Genomic DNA, 16,746 nt, shown 5'->3' with positions numbered 1-16,746 from the left:
TTGCTTTAAAATTCGGCTAAATGTCTGGCATATCTGATCATATTGCGTACGGAGGGTCGGATCTTCTGGTCAGGCAAAGGTGTATTATCATTTTTTGACGGCTTGGAGTTGACCTCGATCAGCCATACGCGTCCGCTCGAATCCAGTGCCAAATCTATACCCAGCTCGCCGAAGTGGGCGGGGATGTGGGTGTCGATTCCTTTGGCAATTTCCAGAGCGGCCCGCTGTAGGCGCGCCGGAGCGTCCTGTGCCTGGGTTCCGTTTAAATTCGACTTGGAGACCGCTTCTCTGGCCGTGCTGAGGGTACCTCCCCGCGCCAGATTGGAGACGAAGTGATTCGTACCCGCGGTCCGGGCGACAATGGATGTAATAGTCCATTTACCGGTTTCATTCTTCTGGACGAGCGCACGAAAATCAACGGGTCTGCCGCCAATTTGAATGAGATTCAATCCCTGCTGGATTTGATAACGGACCGTCTTCATTTTGCCGGAGATGGAGCTGAACAGCTTGAGCAGGCTGGTAAAATGCTGTCTGCGCGTACCGCCTACCGTTGCATATAGCGCCTGGTACGAATCTTTATCGAGACGGGATATGCGGATAATGCCCTTGCCCAGACTTCCGCGCACCGGCTTCAGAAATACGGTGGAGTACTTTGAGCACATCGCCACAAGCATTTTTTGATTGCGCAAAACATGTGACTCCGGCAAATATTTGATCAGCGCGGTATCCTTCTTCAGCGCTTCAAAAACCTCCGACTTATCGAGAAACTTCTCATTGAAAATAGCCGTGTTGTGGCGGGATTTAACTTCCCTCAAAAATTGCTGCACGCTGGATTTGTTCTCAAGCTTACGGGATGTAAGCCGATTGTTGACCACATCCGGAGCGGGAACGGTGATTTTCCTCCAGCCTCCTGCATAGACCCAGCCCTCGACGGTGCTGGAATTGTCGACAATGTGATTTGGGGTAAAGAAGTAAACATGGGCACCTTGAACGGCGCATGCGTCGACGAGCTCCTTGCAGAACAATGTAATCGAGCCGAATGGCCGGTCTCTCGCTGTGGGATCGTCGCGGCTAATCAGTACGCCGATGAGCGGCCCCAGCGATAGCGTAGAGGTTTCGCTGCGGTATTGAATCCGCAGGGACGTACTGGCGAGAATTCCCATGCGTCTGGCCAGATTTTGCCCGATTCGCATACCGTCAAACCGTTCGACCGAAACGACTTTGACCGGCTGGCGGAAAGCACCGAATTTGAGCATAACCGGCTGGACATGCGGAATTTTCCACTGTTTCAAATAAGTCTCGCCCAGCATGATTGCATCATCCGGCAAGATGCCTGAGCTGATCACCTGAACGGCGACTTTCGATTTCAGCATCGCGGATCTCCTTCCAAGCTGGAGGATGATGGAATGCGGCTAGTGGTTTTTGGATGTTTGCACGAATTAATTCATCATATGAGGACATCTATACCTTGGTGATTAGCCTTCATGAACAGATTTCCGGCGGCGGCTTGGCTTTTGAGGGGAAATGGACAACAGGCATACGTAAGATCCGTGATGAACGACAGCCCGGACATCACAGGAGGATTGCCGGATTGCTGCGGGTACAGGCGGATTGCATATGAGAATGGGGTCAGGCAGCCTCTCTGACGGACAGAGATCCAATATTTGGGCGGCAGCCGACTCCTGGTATCCGCGCCGGATAAGGGGGGGACTTGACTTCCTGTACCGGGGTATATAGGATATAGGGATATGTTTCAGTAACATGCTGTCAAGAGCAATCATATTGAAGGAGGCGTTATGTAACATGAATGTATATGACCAGGCGCATGAGCTTACACGGGCGTTGAAAGATAGCGAAGAAGCCAAGGAATTGCACGCTGCACTGAAGGAAGCGCGGAGCAATCCCGATGCCAAGCGGATGATGGACGATTTTCGCGAGAAGCAGGCAGGATTGCAGCAAAAAATGGCGGCCGGTGAACAGCCATCGCCCGCAGATGTGGAAATGATGGATAAGCTGTATGAAGTCGTTACGCAAAACCCGCTGCTGCAGCGCGCCTTTGATGCGGAAAGACAATTCAGCATTGTGTTCGACGATGTGACCAGGATCGTTACAGAATCGCTTCGCGAAATCATGGAATAGAAGCAGCAATAAAGCCCGATGCCGGTGATTGAAGCCGATTTCGGGCTTTATTTGCATATAGGTTGGCATTCAATGTTTGTTGCTACGTGTCATTCCCTGGGCTTCCTTGTGGAAATCAACTGGCTCGCACATTATGAAGCGGCAGCTTGATCGTGAAGACAACGCCGCGTTCAAGATCCGACTCCACCGAAAGCTTCCCCTTATAATGGGAGCAGCGTTCCATGACAATGGACAGGCCAAGTCCCGAGTGGTTTCCTTTTTTTGTTGTGTAGCCCGGCTCCAGTATCCGCTTCATCTCTTCCTCCGACAAGGTATGCTTGCGGTTGGTTACCGTTATATACAGCTGCTGATCATTGGTAAACAGCTCCAGTATAACTTCACGCTCGGTTTCCGGCAGCTTCATTACTTCATCAAAGGCATTATCGACCAGATTTCCGATAATTCGTACAAAATCAATGCTGGAAACAGCCCGGAAGGTCAAGGGGGTTTCGGGAATCTGATAGGAAAATTGAATGTGATTGCTCTCTGCAATCGTCATCTTGGCTTGAATGAGCGCGGCCAGCGCCGGTGAAGGCAGGTCATTGCTTGCCAGAGTCATAGACTGGATTTCCTTGACCATGTCTTCCATATAGCTTCGCAGCTGATCATATTTCTTCATCGACAGCATGGCGTACATGACCTGGACATGATTGATGAAGTCATGGCGCTGGCCGCGGATGGAGGTGAACATTTGGATGAGATCGCCGATGTAAGCTTCCTGTGTCGTATGAATGGCTTCCTTCCGGATACGTGCGAAGAGCCGGATCAACACAAAATTAATGGCGAAAAAAACAAGGAAAGCCAGGAAAGCCCAGATTTGATGCTGCTTGATGTCTCCTTTTTCCATCAGAGGAGGAAAGAAGACCAGCCCGAATAAACATGTCTCTACCATAAACAGCACAATCAGACTCAAAAAAGGCTTGGACCGGGCGTGAATGAGAAAAGGCAGCAGATGCTTTCCCGGGTGAATCTGCTTCTTCTGCATCAAAACTGTCAATAGGGCAAGGATGACAAAGGAAGGGCCGAAGAACATCACCATGAAACCGAACGAGCTGTCGGTAACGCTGTCCATGCCGCCAAAGTAGCTGGAAACCCAAACCAGAACGAGCTGGTGCAAAAAAGCAACAATATTAAACATCACCAGCATCAAGATTTTGGAGCGCGTCTTGATTTCCTTGTAGAAGAGTGAGAACCAGAAATAAAAACCGATGGAGGTATTAATTAAATTGGCCCACTTCGGCAAAATATAATAAGCGGCATCGATATATACCGAGCTCAGTATGCTGAAGAGCAGCAGCCGTCTCACTACGTTCCTGGGAATGATGCCAAGCCACATAAAGCCGAACCACGTATAAAAGAAAGCCTGGGGAATCGTGAGGGCAATCAGCTGTTCAAGCATGGACAATAGAGGTTCCCAAGATACCGGCATAAGAAAGACTCCTTCGCTACATAAATCAGATGGTGACAGCATGCTGCAGGACTCGCCTTGCCTGTAGTTGCAGATTATCCATGCTCTACTTTACTAGCTTTTTTGTTAAAATGGAAACATCTATTATTATATTAGCACCGGAGAGGGGGCAGCACAGGTGACTTCCGGGGAAAAAGGGCAGGACACGCCGACGAAGCATGAGCGGCTAATGCACTATATTGAACAATTGAAAGTAGGTACCAAGCTGTCTGTGCGCAGGATGGCGGATGATCTGTTTGTCAGTGAAGGTACGGCCTATAAAGCGATCAAGGAAGCGGAGACGCTGGGTCTGGTCAATACCAAAGAGAGAATCGGAACGGTTCGGATTGAGCGTAAAAAAAGAGGCGCGCAGAACAGGATCACCTTTGGCGAAGTCGCGGAGATTGTGGAAGGCGAGCTGTTCGGGGGCGCGGCGGGACTTGATAAAACGCTGCATAAGCTGGTCATCGGGGCGATGGAGCTGGCTGCCATGATCCGTTATATCGATACAGGCAGCCTGCTGATCGTCGGCAATCGGGAAGGAGCCCACAGGATCGCGCTGGAGCAGGGCGCAGGCGTTCTGATCACGGGCGGCTTCGGCACCAGCGATGAAGTCACCCAGCTGGCCAATAAGCTCGGATTGCCCATCATTTCTTCCAAGCATGATACGTTCACTGTCGCGTCCATGATCAATCGGGCGATGTTTGACCGGCTTATCCGGCAGAAAGTCATGCTGGTCGAGGATATCGTCACCTACAGCAGGCCGGTCGTGACGATGCGCCTTGGCGAAACGGCTGCGGATTTCTACCGGCTCTCCAAACGGACGAGAGGCTCCCGTTTTCCCGTACTGGATGAACGCGGTCGCGTCGTGGGCATGATGACGGCTAAAGATGCAGAGGGGGCCATGGATACGCAATTGGTGGACAAGCTGATGTCGCGCAGCCCCATAACGGCCGCGCCGAATATCCCGATCGCATCCGCAGCGCATACGATGGCGGCGGAGAGCATTGATCTGCTGCCGATAGTGGACAAGAACCGCAAGCTGCTGGCCGCGATCAGCCGCAGCGAGGTGCTGGAGGCGATGAGGTACACCGGGAAACAGCAGGAGTCTGGAGATACCTTTGACGATCTGATCGGTGCCGGGTTCGAGAAGCTGCTGAAGGGGTCGGGAGGGGACTGGAGCTGCAAGGGGAGAATTACTCCGCAGATGTCGGGGGCGCTTGGAACCATCTCCGAAGGCGTACTCGTCACGCTCATGACGCAGGCGGCCCGCAGTCTTATCCGCGAGCTTGGCAAGCATGATCATGTGATCGAGAGTATGACGAGCTATTTTGTCCGTCCGGTTCAGCTTGAGAGCGAGGTTGTAATTGTTCCCCGCTTGCTGGAATTAAGCCGTAAAAGCGCCAAGCTCGAAGTGGAGGTCGATGATCCGGGCGGTCTGGCCGCAAAGGCTATGCTGACGGTACAGCTGATTGATCCGTACTGATGGACTTTTTTAAGTTGAAGCCGTTCAATTGGTCAGGACTTCATCGAGCGGTATACACTGTGATTGCGCAGACCGGCAAACAGATTGAACAGCCCCAGCACGATAAACAGCGCGCCGAACACCACCTTGATCGTGGAGCCGCTGTAAGCCAGCATGAAGAATAAGGCAATCAGTACAAGCATGATCCCCATGCAGATATTGGTGCGTGCGGCGTTCATCCCTCTTGTCCGCGGGTCGGCTGACCGGCGTGATTTGAAGCTGAAGGTGACGGAAAGCACCGAGGTAAATACAATCAAAGCAAGCAACAGCCAATGCAGGGTAGCAACCATAGCGGGTTTAAGCAGCTCCTTTTAAAAACGATAGAATAGTAGCCCCATTGTATCATAAGCAAACCGTGCTTGCGAAATGTGCGAGCCTGGGGTTTGGCAGAGAGCCCGCAGCAATATCAGCGCATGGGGAGTCAAGATTTGCGAAAGAAAAACAGGCATGCAAGTGCTGCTCATTTCAAGATGGCCGCCCGTGTTCATGGGCTTTATCCTGGCGGCAGCGCGAGCTGCCTGGCAACGAACCAGACCCTCAGGACATTATCCACAACGAGCATGGTCTTGATTTCAACTTTATAATTGCTTCCGTGAACGCCCATATAGACCTTTCTTTCGAGCAGCAGGCGGGCCAGCTTGGCATCGGAGTCAATATCATAGATGCTTCGTCCGATCAAGACGCTAAGATCCTCCTTGATCCGTTTTTTCAGTTCGTTTTTCGTTAATTCATCCAGCGGCGGGGAAACCGGCTTTTCCCTCGCTTCCTCGAGGACGGGCTGGATGCTTTTGATAACGGTATGCTGGTCCTTGAATTGATTGAGTCTTTTAATATCATCCTCGTATTGCTGCAGCTTATCTTCCATCTCCATCGTTACGTTCTTTAAAGAATTGAAGCTCGTAAAAAAAATCGATTGATATACGGCCGCTCCGATAATCGCTCCGACAACAAGCAGGGCAGCCCCCTGCGAGAATCTGACATAACGCTCGAATGGGGGGACTCTCATGCCTTAGACCGCCCCTCTGCACATCCATCTGATAAGCTCGGTTCCCAGGTGAGCGCCGAGAAAACCGCACATAATAAAAGCGATTTGCTGGGCGACCGGCGAAAGATGGCCCTCCATAAAATTGCTCTCGATTACACGGAGCGGATCGATGGAGCCTCCAACGGCAGCTACCAGGGCCCATATTTTAAGCTGGGAGGCGGTTTTCAGCATGATCGCGGCGGGCGGCATGAGTACGAAGACAGACCCGATGCCCGCCAGCATCGAGCCGCCGAATACAACGCCGAAAGCGATAAAGAAATCTATGATGGCTTTCGCTAATAGAGGATTCATCGTTGACGCTACACCTGCCTCTGGCGGATTCGGGAGGAACGCTCGTCCCCCCTACTTCATTGTATGGGCGTGCACGCCTTCAATATGATAAAATGATATAAAATGATGCATCGACTAACGGGAAGGAATAGATGGCGATGAGCGGCGAAACGAACTTTGTACATTTACACGTTCATAGCGAATACAGCCTGCTGGATGGTGCGGCTCGGATTCGGGATCTGGTTAGACGGGCCAAAGAGCTCGGCATGAAGGCGCTGGCATTGACCGATCACGGGGTCATGTACGGCGCCATTCCATTCTATAAAGCCTGCAGGGAGCAGGGAATTCAGCCCATTATCGGCTGTGAGGTCTATCTGACCACAGGCTCGCGCTTTGAGAAAGGCGCGCGCAAGGATAATCCGACCTACCATCTGATCCTGCTGGCGAAGAATGAAACAGGCTACCGCAATTTGATGAAGCTGACATCGATCGCCCATCTGGAAGGATTTCATTATAAACCGAGGGTGGATCTGGAATCACTGGCGAAATATTCACAGGGGCTGGTTTGTCTGAGCTCCTGCCTGAGCGGGGAGGTCTCGCAGCACCTGCTCCATGACCGGCCGGAGCAAGCGATGAAATCGGCGCTTCGCTACCGGGATATATTCGGCGATGATTTCTATCTGGAGCTGCAGGATCACGGCATGCTGGACCAGAAGAAAGTGGTTCAGGAAATGATCGCCTTGTCGAAGACAACAGGCATTCCGCTGGTTGCGACCAATGATGTCCATTATATTCTTCCGGAGGACGCAGCCGTACAGGATGTGCTGATTTGCATCGGAACCGGCAAGACAATGGAAGATACCGACCGGATGAAGATGCTGACCAATCAGATGTACCTCAAGAGCGGCGACGAGATGGATTCGCTGTTCCGCCAGGCGCCCGGGGCAGTTGCGCGGACATTGGATATCGCCGATAAATGCAAGCTGGAGCTGACATTCGGCCGGGCGCTTCTGCCTTCCTTCAGTCCGATTCCGGAAGGGATGACTTCGGCCTCGTACTTGTCCCTGCTGTGCTCGGAAGGTCTGGAAACGCGTTATAATGCGCAGCCCCGGTGGGAATCCGATCCCGAATACCGGAAGCGGGCTGAAGATCGTCTTGCCTATGAGCTCTCCGTTATTGACAGCATGGGCTTCAGCGATTATTTCCTTATCGTATGGGATTTTATCCGCTTTTCCCATGAGCAGGGCATCCGCACCGGCCCTGGCCGCGGCTCCTCTGCGGGGAGTCTGGTTGCCTATACCCTGCGGATTACGGATGTGGATCCGCTGAAATACAAGCTGCTGTTCGAGCGTTTTCTCAATCCCGAACGGATTTCAATGCCCGACATCGACATCGATTTCAATGATGAGCGCCGGGATGAAGTAATTGGCTACGTGTCGGCGAAATACGGCGAAGATCATGTTGCGCAAATTATTACCTTCGGTACCATGGCTGCGAAGGCGGCGGTCCGCGATGTCGGACGCGCAATGGCGGTGCCGTTCGCCGAGGTGGACCGCGCCGCGAAGCTGATACCGCATCAGCTTGGCGTAACGCTCGCCGAAGCGCTTCGCGTCAGCTCCGAGCTGCGGGAAGCCAGCGAGCGGCAGCCCAAGACGGAGGCGCTGCTGCAGATGGCTATGAAGGTCGAAGGCATGCCTCGCCATGCTTCCACCCATGCGGCAGGGGTCGTGATATCGGGGGAGCCGCTGACGCATTATGTACCGCTGCAGACGGGAAGCGAGCAGGCGGCGCTGACGCAGTATTCGATGGAGCATCTGGAAGCTATCGGCCTGCTGAAAATGGATTTTCTTGGCCTGCGTACCTTGTCGATTCTGGAGCGCGCCCTGAATTGGGTTAAGCTCCAGCATGGCATTACGGTGGATTTTCGATTTATTCCGGATAACGATCCCGCTACCTATGCGATGCTGACGCGCGGCGAGACGACAGGCATCTTTCAATTGGAGTCCTCCGGCATCAGACGTGTACTGCGCGATCTGAAACCGACGGAATTTGAAGATATTATATCCGTCGTGGCGCTTTACCGCCCGGGACCTATGGAATTTATCCCCAAATATATACAAGGCAAGCACGGTGCGATTATGGTGGAATATCCGCATCCTGACTTGGAGCCGATACTGGCCGATACGTACGGCATTATTGTCTATCAGGAGCAAATCATGCAAATTGCCTCATCCATGGCCGGTTTTTCCCTTGGCGAAGCCGATCTGCTGCGGCGCGCTGTCTCCAAGAAGAAGCGGGAGGTGCTGGACGAACAGCGGGCGCATTTTGTCGAAGGCAGCTTGAAGCAGCGCTATACGGCTGAAGAAGCGAATCTTGTCTACGATATGATTGTCCGTTTCGCGGATTATGGATATCCGCGCGCCCATGCGGCAGCCTATGGCGTGCTGGCCTTTCAGACCGCGTGGTTGAAAGCCAACTACCCGGTCATTTTCATGGCGGCCATGCTGGCTTCCGTAACGGGAAATCTGCGGAAAACGGCGGAATACGTCGATGAGAGCCGCCGGATCGGGATCGAGGTGCTCACTCCCGATGTCAATGAAAGCCATGTCAGCTTCACGCCGGTGGGCCAAGCGATCCGCTTCGGTCTTGCCGCGATCAAGAATGTCGGAACGCAGGCGATCGAATCGCTGCTGAAGGAGCGTGCCGACCGTCCCTTCGACAGCCTGCTCGACCTTTGCCGGCGCGTCGACCTTCGCGTCGTCAACAAGCGGGTGCTTGAATCTCTGATTCAGGCCGGAGCCTGCGACAGTCTTGCCGACCATAGAGCGCAGCTGGTAGCTGCTCTTGATGAGACCGTTGAGGCGGCGCTCAAATGGCGCAAGGAGCGGGAAGAGCTGCAGATCGAGCTGTTCGGCTTTGACGAGGTCCAGAACTGGGATGTGGAAATGCCCCAGGTACAGCCGTTTACAACCGGTCAGCTGCTGGCTTTTGAGCGGGAGCTGCTGGGACTGTATTTATCCGGCCACCCCCTTGATGATTATGAGCAGCAGCTGTCGGCGCTTCCGCTTGACCGGCTCGTCGAGCTTGCGGAAGCCTCCGAAGGCGGAAGCGCCCTGATCGCGGGCATGATTGTGTCTGTCAAGCCGTTCACAACCCGCAAGGGTCAGGCAATGGCTTTTTTGGAAATAGAGGACCGGATAATGCGGGTGGAAGCGGTCGTCTTCCCCACCTCGTGGAAGCGGTATGCCCAGCAAATCAGCCCGGGCGGTCTTGTGATTATGCTGGCGACCGTGCAGCATCAGGATGATGATTTTAAGCTGATTGTGGAGGATATGATTCCGCTCGAAGGCCATACGGACGGCGAATTGGCCGGACAGGTCCAGCGGCTGGAGCTTCAGGGGCGCAGCAAGTCATCCCGCGGAAGCTCCAATGCGGCGGCACGCACTGCACCCTTGACAAGAACCGGGGGGGGCCAGACGCCACCCGCGGCGAACACCACGAAGGCGTCCACGAATTTTGCTTCGGCGAAGCCGGCAGCTCCATCAGGCGCATCCGCTGGCAGGGAACCGCGGATGGATTCTGCAAGAGGCGGATCGGCAGGCAGTCCCGTCGCGCGTCCGGCTGTGCAGGCTGCTGAGAAGAAGCAGCAGCGGGTGTATATCAAGATAGCGTCGGGACGCGAGGCGCCCGATGCGCTTGAGCGGCTCAAGTCGCTGCTTGCGGGCAGTTCGGGACCGCTTGAAACGGTCCTGTTCTATGAACGCGAGCAGAAGACGGTTGCCTTGAGCGCCTCATACCGGGTGAAGCCTTCTCCGCAGCTGCTCACGCAAATTGAATCGCTTTTTGGCAGAGGCTCGGCGGTCGTGAAGTAAAAAGGGCTGCAATCTTCTTAAGAAATTCATGCACATGTTATTTTCCGCCCGCATACATTTAGGAGACATGGAGCTTCGCTGGTTTGCTCGACGCATGATGAATGCCCGTGGCGCGAAGCACCTATTTAGCTGCTTGACGACGCAGGGAATACACGCCTGTTCTGGCCAGGCGGCCGTTGCTGCATTTCGTACAAGCTGACCGCGGGGGGATCATCAATGTCATCCGATATGGAAAAATGGCTGCTTAAACGAGGCGTATCCACAATGGACATTGCAGAAATTGTCCTGTCCCTGCAAAGTCCGTACAACCCGCAGCTGACCATTCAGGAATGCGAAGAAAGCGTGGAGACGGTGCTGTCCAAGCGCGAGGTGCAGTATGTGCTGTTTACGGGCATTGCATTGGATGAGCTGGCAGAGCGCGGTCTCCTGCCGGAGCCGCTGCAGGCCATTATGGAAGCGGATGAATCGCTTTATGGCGTCGACGAAACGCTGGCTCTTGGCATTACCAATGTTTACGGGATGATCGGGCTGACCAGCTTTGGCTATCTGGACAAAGTAAAGCCTGGAATTATCAAGAAGCTCAATGAGAAAGGCCAGGGCATTCATGTGTTTCTCGATGATCTTGTCGCGGGCCTGGCCGCGGCCGCATCGGCCCGAATCGCCCACCAGGACACCAAAGCCAACCGGTATGATATTCCATGACCGCAATGAAATTTACAGGAATTGAGGCACGGGGGAACTGCTTCCCCCGAAGCGCCGTTGCGGTGAAAACTAAACATATGCTATCATTATGAGATCATATGCCCAGGTGACGTGGTATTACCAAGTGAATGATGCGCTAGGCCAGCATATAGAAGCAGGATAATAGAGCAGGGATTGCGCAGGTGCATGTTTTGGCGAAAATGGATTTATCGGATTGAATAGGTTTAGAGTTTGCAAATTTGCTTAACCCATGATTTATTGAGGGAAGAAACCTGACATCGCCGGAAAACGTTGCCAGATATTCTTCTTACCCAAGTTCAGGAGGTTCCTTCATGTGGACGGTTATCTATATCGCGCCTACGGCAAAAATTGCGGAGAGCATCAAAAACCGGCTGACGCAGGAAGGGTTTCTCGTAAAGATCCGACCGATTAACGTGTCCAAACAACAATACGAAATCTTGGTCCCGTCCGGAGAACTGGAAGAAGTGCAGGAAATGTTAAACAATATTTTGAACTCGTGAGCGATAACATAAACTACTGCGCCCCCAAAGAGGTGTAATCTGTGTTCAAGGACTTATTTCATAAAAGAAAATATGCAACAATCCCATCTGGCGGGCAGCGTACCAAACCGGACATTCCCGAAGGTCTGATGTCCAAATGCCCCAAATGCGGAAACATTCAGTTCAATAAAGAAATCGAGAAGAATTTCAAAGTATGCCAAAGCTGCGGCCATCATTTCCGCCTGAACGCCTGGGAGCGTATCGCGATCACGCTGGATGAAGGCAAGCTGACGGAATTCGACGCCGAGCTGGAGTCGGTCGATCCGCTGGGCTTTCCCGGCTACGCGAGCAAGCTTGAGGCGCAGAAGAAAAGCTCCGGCCTGCGGGATGCCGTTGTTACCGGCGAAGGCACGATTGGCGGATTCCCCGTCGTTGTTGCCTGTATGAGCTTTGATTTCTTCGCAGGCAGTATGGGTTCGGTTGTCGGTGAGAAAATCACCCGCGCGATCGAACAAGCCCATGCGAAGAAGCTGCCTGTTATCATTTTCTCCACGTCCAGCGGAGCCCGGATGCAGGAGAGCATATTGAGCCTGATGCAGATGGCCAAGACCAGTGCGGCATTGGCCAAATTCCAGGGAGACGGCGGTCTTTATATTTCCGTTATGACCGATCCCACGACAGGCGGGGTGTCTGCAAGCTTTGCCATGCTTGGCGACTTCAATTTGGCCGAGCCCGGCGCGCTTGTCGGATTTGCCGGCCGGGTCGTCATTGAGCAAACCATTCGTCAGAAGCTGCCTGATAATTTTCAGACGGCGGAGTTCAACCTTCAGCACGGTCAGCTCGATAAAGTCGTGCACCGCAAGGATATGAAAACGACGCTGAGCAAGCTGCTTGATATGCATGCTGTTAAAGGGGGGGACACCCATGGCGGTTGATTTGCCATTTGAGAAGCCGCTGAGCGAGCTGCGCAAGAAGATTGATGAGCTGAAGAAAATCGGCATCGATTCGGGAATTGATTTCAGCGAGGAAATCTCCCGTCTGGAGGAGCGCTGCGCCAAGCTTCAGGAGGATCTCTACAGCGAGCTTACTCCGGCACAAAAAATGCATCTGGCCCGGCATCATCAGCGCCCGACGTCGCTTGATTACATACAGGCGATCTTCACCGATTTTATGGAGCTTCACGGTGACCGCCTGTTTGCAGATGATCTGGCTGTTGTCGGCGGGTTGGCCAAGCTGGGCGGCATACCGGTTACAGTTATCGGCCACCAGCGCGGCAAGGATACGAAGGACAACATTGCCCGTTTCTTTGGCAGTCCGCATCCCGAAGGCTTCCGCAAGGCGCTGCGCCTTATGCAGCAGGCCAACAAATTCCGCCGTCCGATCATAACCTTCATTGACACGAAGGGCGCTTATCCAGGCAATACCGCCGAGGAACGCGGCCAATCCGAAGCGATTGCCCGCAACCTGCGCGAGATGGCGACGTTCGGCGTACCAATCATTTGTGTCGTGATTGGTGAAGGCGGAAGCGGCGGAGCGCTTGCGCTGGGAGTCGGCAATCGCGTACTGATGCTCGAGAATGCCATTTATTCCGTCATCTCGCCTAACGGCGCAGCATCCATTCTTTGGAAGGATGCAGCGAGAGCGGATGAAGCGGCATCGGTGATGAAGATCACAGCCGATGACCTGGTCGGGTTCGGCATTGTGGAAGAGATCATCCCTGAGCCGCAGGGCGGGGCGCATCGTGATCTGCATGCACAGTCCGAGTTCATTAAAGACGCGGTTACGCGGCATTTGCAGGAGCTTAGCAGCTTGACTGCCGAACAGCTGATTGATGACCGTTATGAGAAATTCCGCAGAATCGGGCAATATCAGGAGCGTACGTCCGAACCGGACTTGGAAACAAAGGTTGAAACGGTGGAATCTGCCCAGATCTGAGGGGCTTAATAATAAAAATGTGTAAATTATGTATAACATCGGTGGTCAGATACCGATATTTCTAAAATAAAGCAAATGGATTATACGGAGGATGGAATTTACTTATGCGTAAAACAAAAATCGTTTGTACGATCGGCCCTTCCAGCGAATCACTGGAAAACACCAAGAAGCTTATCAATGCAGGAATGAACGTAGCCCGTCTTAATTTCTCCCATGGAGATTTTGAAGAGCACGGAAACCGGATCAAAAATATCCGCCAGGCTTGTCAGGAGCTTGGGGCTACAGTTGCGATTCTGCTGGACACGAAAGGTCCGGAAATTCGGCTGGGCAAATTGAAAGAGGAACCGATTGAGCTTAATCAGGATGATACCATCACCCTGACGACCGAGGAGATTCTTGGCGACCGCAATCGTATTCCCGTAACTTATGCGGACTTGCCTTCCGATGTCCATATAGGCTCGACTATACTTATCGATGACGGTTTGATCGGATTGACGGTTGAAGGCGTACATGGCACGGAGATTCAATGCCGGGTTGTCAACAGCGGCTCCATCAAAAGCAAGAAAGGCGTCAATGTTCCAGGCGTTCACATTTCATTGCCAGGCATAACGGAGAAAGACGCCAATGACATTATTTTTGGAATCGAACAGAATGTAGACTTCATTGCGGCATCATTTGTGCGTAAAGCAAGCGATGTGCTGGAGATTCGCGAACTGCTGGAGCGCCATAATGCCAGCCATATTCAGATCATTTCCAAAATCGAGAATCAGCAGGGCGTTGACAACCTGGACGAGATCCTCGAAGTATCCGACGGCCTGATGGTGGCGCGCGGAGACCTTGGTGTCGAGATTCCGGCTGAAGAAGTGCCGCTCGTTCAAAAAGATATGATTTTCAAATGCAACCGCGCAGGCAAACCGGTTATTACCGCTACGCAAATGCTGGATTCGATGCAGCGCAATCCGCGTCCGACGCGCGCGGAAGCAAGCGACGTGGCAAATGCGATCTTTGACGGCACGGATGCGATCATGCTCTCGGGTGAAACGGCAGCAGGCAAATATCCGGTAGAGTCGGTGCAAACGATGGCCCGCATTGCCGTTCGTGCGGAATCGGCGCTGGATCATCGCGAAATGTTCACCAAACAGGCCAATGCACAGCAAACAACCGTTACAGAGGCGATCAGCCAGGCTGTGGCCAATGCGGCACTGGACTTGAATGCCAAAGCGATCATCACCTCGACGGAGAGCGGCTATACGGCAAGAATGGTATCCAAATATCGTCCAAAATCTCCGATTATCGCCGTTACGCCTATTGAGCAGGTGCTGAGGCGCTTATCGCTCACTTGGGGCATCATCCCTGTCAAAGGAACTCCCGCCACAACGACTGACGGCATGTTCGATATCGCCGTTCGCGGCGGAATCGATTCCGGGCTGGTTAAGCTGGGCGATACGGTCGTCATTACGGCTGGTGTGCCGGTAGGACGTTCCGGTTCCACGAACCTGATCAAAATCCATACGGTTGGCGAGCTGCTGGCCAGAGGACAAGGAATCGGCAGCCAGAGCGCAACCGGTAAAGTCGTTACGGCGCGCACCCCCCAGGAAGCGATCGCCAAAACGACAGAAGGCTCCATTCTGGTCACCGTTTCGACTGATAAGGAATATATGCCCGCCATCCAAAAAGCGGCAGCAGTCATTACCGAGCAAGGCGGTGTAACCAGCCATGCGGCCATCGTGGCCCTCAACCTTGGACTTCCGGTGATTCTTGGTGTCCATAACGCTCTGGAGACGCTGCATGATGGCATGGAAGTAACCGTCTATGCCGAGGTAGGCGTAATTTACTCCGGTCAGGCGAAGGTGCTGTAAATTTAAAATCTGTTATATAATAGGAACTTAAAGTAAAAGCGATGGTGCGCAGGCACCATCGCTTTTGTTTAAATGGAAGAAAGGTTAAAATGGGCCTATGCTAGGCCTGCAGCGATCATTCGATAATTGTTACCTTTTGCAGTTTAACAACGTAAAAAAGGTTGTGATTACATGATTACATTGCCAGAGAACCGACCGGACAAGCTGTGGCATTTGCATCCGCTTCGGGTGAGATATCAGGAAACCGATCAGATGGGCGTTGTTTTTCATAGTAATTATGTAACATGGATGGAGATTGGACGAACCGAGCTGATCCGATTTTTCGGTTATCCATACAAAAAAATCGAAGAACAGGGAATGCTTTTACCGGTAGTGGATTTGACATGCAGTTACGTGGCGCCTGCGCGGTATGACGACCTGGTCCTGATCTGTACCACCATTGAAAACTTTTCACCGGTCCGTCTATCCTTTCGTTCAGAAGTCCGCAGAATAAAGGAAGGGGATGCATCAATCCCGCAAACCATGTGGGGGACGGATCTGCCCGGAGAACTGCTTCTAAGGGGTGGCACGCGCCATGTGTGGGTCAATGCGGAAATGAGGCCTTCAAGACTGGACAAGGCTTTCCCGGAGCTTTATAAGCTGCTTGCTGCCGCATCCGGCACCAGGACTGATCAAGAAGAGGGGAATTAGAATGCTAAAATGGATTATTGCTGCTATCATCATCATTCCGGCCATAGAAATATGGGGAATCATTAGGGTGGGCCATTTGATTGGAGGGTGGCTGACTTTTCTGCTGATTATAATAACGGGATTTGCAGGAGCATATTTGTCCAGAATGGAAGGGCGCAAAGCGCTGGTGGATGTGCAGCGTCAGATGCAGGCGGGCCAGCCTCCGGGCCATGCGATGTTAAACGGTCTTTGTATTCTGATTGGTGGAGTGCTTCTTCTGCTTCCGGGCTTCCTGACAGATATAGTAGGCATCACGCTTCTGCTGCCGCTCACCCGCCCATTCTACCGCATGGCCATTCTCCGGTGGCTGGAACGCAAGCTCCGCGGCGGCGCATTAACTATCCATAGAAAATAAAGAAAGTCTCTCCATAAACAAAAACGATCCAAGCGGGCAGTAACAACAGAGTGTTTCTGTTCAGCCCCAACTTTATCCAATCCAGGTGTCCAAAGGGCCGGGAGCCCTTGGAGTCCCACCTCCGGAGGGATTTAGGGAGGGAGTAAGCCTCCAGCAAGCAGTTACCTGAAGGTAGACTCAGTTACTCCCACGTTACTTAGGGACGAAGTCCACCAGGCATCCCGGGTGCGCCAACAGGCAAGTGTGTCCCGCAAGGGACGAAAACGATCCAAGCAGGCAGTAACTACAGAGCGTTTCTGTGCAGCTCCAACGTTAATCAATCCGGGTGT

Annotated in this window: 15 protein-coding genes; 10 read left to right on the top strand and 5 right to left on the bottom strand. The window is 52.9% G+C overall.

Annotation, left to right across the window (positions count from 1 at the left end):
- Nucleotides 1-5: 5 nt before the first annotated feature.
- Nucleotides 6-1,373, bottom strand: coding sequence for a YheC/YheD family endospore coat-associated protein (locus tag AC0YOB_RS29745; RefSeq protein WP_475795871.1), 1,368 nt, complete (start codon nucleotides 1,371-1,373; stop codon nucleotides 6-8).
- Between the two features lie 430 nt (nucleotides 1,374-1,803).
- Here AC0YOB_RS29745 and AC0YOB_RS29740 point away from each other — a divergent pair, with 430 nt between their 5' ends.
- The gene (locus tag AC0YOB_RS29740; protein ID WP_210038522.1) at nucleotides 1,804-2,139 is read left to right on the top strand and encodes a YlbF family regulator; all 336 of its coding nucleotides are present in this window, start codon (nucleotides 1,804-1,806) and stop codon (nucleotides 2,137-2,139) included.
- A gap of 115 nt (nucleotides 2,140-2,254) precedes the next feature.
- On the opposite strand, the gene AC0YOB_RS29735 is transcribed toward AC0YOB_RS29740, so the two are convergent.
- Nucleotides 2,255-3,607, bottom strand: coding sequence for a sensor histidine kinase (locus AC0YOB_RS29735; RefSeq protein WP_475795870.1), 1,353 nt, complete (start codon nucleotides 3,605-3,607; stop codon nucleotides 2,255-2,257).
- 208 nt (nucleotides 3,608-3,815) lie between these two features.
- Here AC0YOB_RS29735 and AC0YOB_RS29730 point away from each other — a divergent pair, with 208 nt between their 5' ends.
- Nucleotides 3,816-5,111 carry a DRTGG domain-containing protein gene (locus tag AC0YOB_RS29730; RefSeq protein WP_475795989.1) on the top strand — a complete coding sequence of 432 codons (1,296 nt, stop codon included), beginning with the start codon at nucleotides 3,816-3,818 and terminating at the stop codon, nucleotides 5,109-5,111.
- A gap of 32 nt (nucleotides 5,112-5,143) precedes the next feature.
- Here AC0YOB_RS29730 and AC0YOB_RS29725 read toward each other — a convergent pair whose 3' ends face one another.
- From AC0YOB_RS29725 to AC0YOB_RS29715, 3 genes are all read right to left on the bottom strand, one after another.
- The gene (locus AC0YOB_RS29725) at nucleotides 5,144-5,440 is read right to left on the bottom strand and encodes a YtpI family protein (protein WP_475795869.1); all 297 of its coding nucleotides are present in this window, start codon (nucleotides 5,438-5,440) and stop codon (nucleotides 5,144-5,146) included.
- A 203-nt stretch (nucleotides 5,441-5,643) separates the two neighbouring features.
- A complete protein-coding gene (locus tag AC0YOB_RS29720; RefSeq protein ID WP_475795868.1) occupies nucleotides 5,644-6,156 on the bottom strand; it encodes a sporulation membrane protein YtrI in 513 nt (170 codons plus the stop codon).
- Nucleotides 6,157-6,159: 3 nt separating this feature from the next.
- Nucleotides 6,160-6,486, bottom strand: a complete 327-nt coding sequence (locus AC0YOB_RS29715) for a YtrH family sporulation protein (protein WP_210038526.1) — start codon at nucleotides 6,484-6,486, stop codon at nucleotides 6,160-6,162.
- Between the two features lie 137 nt (nucleotides 6,487-6,623).
- Between AC0YOB_RS29715 and AC0YOB_RS29710 the strand changes: the two genes are divergently transcribed.
- From AC0YOB_RS29710 to AC0YOB_RS29675, 8 genes are all read left to right on the top strand, one after another.
- Nucleotides 6,624-10,337: a DNA polymerase III subunit alpha gene (locus AC0YOB_RS29710; protein WP_475795867.1), complete on the top strand. Its 3,714-nt coding sequence runs from the start codon at nucleotides 6,624-6,626 to the stop codon at nucleotides 10,335-10,337.
- 216 nt (nucleotides 10,338-10,553) lie between these two features.
- On the top strand, nucleotides 10,554-11,039 hold the full coding sequence (locus AC0YOB_RS29705; RefSeq protein WP_475768776.1) for a phosphatidylglycerophosphatase A family protein: 486 nt from the start codon (nucleotides 10,554-10,556) through the stop codon (nucleotides 11,037-11,039).
- A gap of 332 nt (nucleotides 11,040-11,371) precedes the next feature.
- Nucleotides 11,372-11,560, top strand: coding sequence for a glutamate decarboxylase (locus AC0YOB_RS29700; protein ID WP_188993185.1), 189 nt, complete (start codon nucleotides 11,372-11,374; stop codon nucleotides 11,558-11,560).
- A 41-nt stretch (nucleotides 11,561-11,601) separates the two neighbouring features.
- A complete protein-coding gene (accD, locus tag AC0YOB_RS29695) occupies nucleotides 11,602-12,474 on the top strand; it encodes an acetyl-CoA carboxylase, carboxyltransferase subunit beta (protein WP_475795866.1) in 873 nt (290 codons plus the stop codon).
- Complete coding sequence (locus AC0YOB_RS29690; protein WP_475795865.1) at nucleotides 12,464-13,474, top strand: acetyl-CoA carboxylase carboxyltransferase subunit alpha; 1,011 nt, start codon at nucleotides 12,464-12,466, stop codon at nucleotides 13,472-13,474. The genes accD and AC0YOB_RS29690 overlap by 11 nt, the downstream gene beginning before the upstream one ends.
- Nucleotides 13,475-13,578: 104 nt before the next feature.
- On the top strand, nucleotides 13,579-15,333 hold the full coding sequence (gene pyk, locus AC0YOB_RS29685) for a pyruvate kinase (protein WP_210038531.1): 1,755 nt from the start codon (nucleotides 13,579-13,581) through the stop codon (nucleotides 15,331-15,333).
- 174 nt (nucleotides 15,334-15,507) lie between these two features.
- Entirely contained in the window at nucleotides 15,508-16,023 is a 516-nt protein-coding gene (locus AC0YOB_RS29680) for an acyl-CoA thioesterase (RefSeq protein ID WP_475795988.1), read from the top strand.
- Nucleotide 16,024: 1 nt separating this feature from the next.
- On the top strand, nucleotides 16,025-16,417 hold the full coding sequence (locus AC0YOB_RS29675) for an FxsA family protein (protein ID WP_210038533.1): 393 nt from the start codon (nucleotides 16,025-16,027) through the stop codon (nucleotides 16,415-16,417).
- Nucleotides 16,418-16,746: the final 329 nt, after the last annotated feature.

It is taken from the genome of Paenibacillus sp. JT31N17 (assembly GCF_056269255.1).
This window is presented reverse-complemented; position numbering and strand designations above follow the sequence as displayed.

Bases quoted from the DNA above. Each gene is read 5' to 3' on its own strand.
- AC0YOB_RS29745 (WP_475795871.1), bottom strand. From the start codon at position 1,373: ATGCTGAAATCGAAAGTCGCCGTTCAGGTGATCAGCTCAGGCATCTTG.
- AC0YOB_RS29740 (WP_210038522.1), top strand. From the start codon at position 1,804: ATGAATGTATATGACCAGGCGCATGAGCTTACACGGGCGTTGAAAGAT.
- AC0YOB_RS29735 (WP_475795870.1), bottom strand. From the start codon at position 3,607: ATGCCGGTATCTTGGGAACCTCTATTGTCCATGCTTGAACAGCTGATT.
- AC0YOB_RS29730 (WP_475795989.1), top strand. From the start codon at position 3,816: ATGCACTATATTGAACAATTGAAAGTAGGTACCAAGCTGTCTGTGCGC.
- AC0YOB_RS29725 (WP_475795869.1), bottom strand. From the start codon at position 5,440: ATGGTTGCTACCCTGCATTGGCTGTTGCTTGCTTTGATTGTATTTACC.
- AC0YOB_RS29720 (WP_475795868.1), bottom strand. From the start codon at position 6,156: ATGAGAGTCCCCCCATTCGAGCGTTATGTCAGATTCTCGCAGGGGGCT.
- AC0YOB_RS29715 (WP_210038526.1), bottom strand. From the start codon at position 6,486: ATGAATCCTCTATTAGCGAAAGCCATCATAGATTTCTTTATCGCTTTC.
- AC0YOB_RS29710 (WP_475795867.1), top strand. From the start codon at position 6,624: ATGAGCGGCGAAACGAACTTTGTACATTTACACGTTCATAGCGAATAC.
- AC0YOB_RS29705 (WP_475768776.1), top strand. From the start codon at position 10,554: ATGTCATCCGATATGGAAAAATGGCTGCTTAAACGAGGCGTATCCACA.
- AC0YOB_RS29700 (WP_188993185.1), top strand. From the start codon at position 11,372: ATGTGGACGGTTATCTATATCGCGCCTACGGCAAAAATTGCGGAGAGC.
- AC0YOB_RS29690 (WP_475795865.1), top strand. From the start codon at position 12,464: ATGGCGGTTGATTTGCCATTTGAGAAGCCGCTGAGCGAGCTGCGCAAG.
- pyk (WP_210038531.1), top strand. From the start codon at position 13,579: ATGCGTAAAACAAAAATCGTTTGTACGATCGGCCCTTCCAGCGAATCA.
- AC0YOB_RS29675 (WP_210038533.1), top strand. From the start codon at position 16,025: ATGCTAAAATGGATTATTGCTGCTATCATCATCATTCCGGCCATAGAA.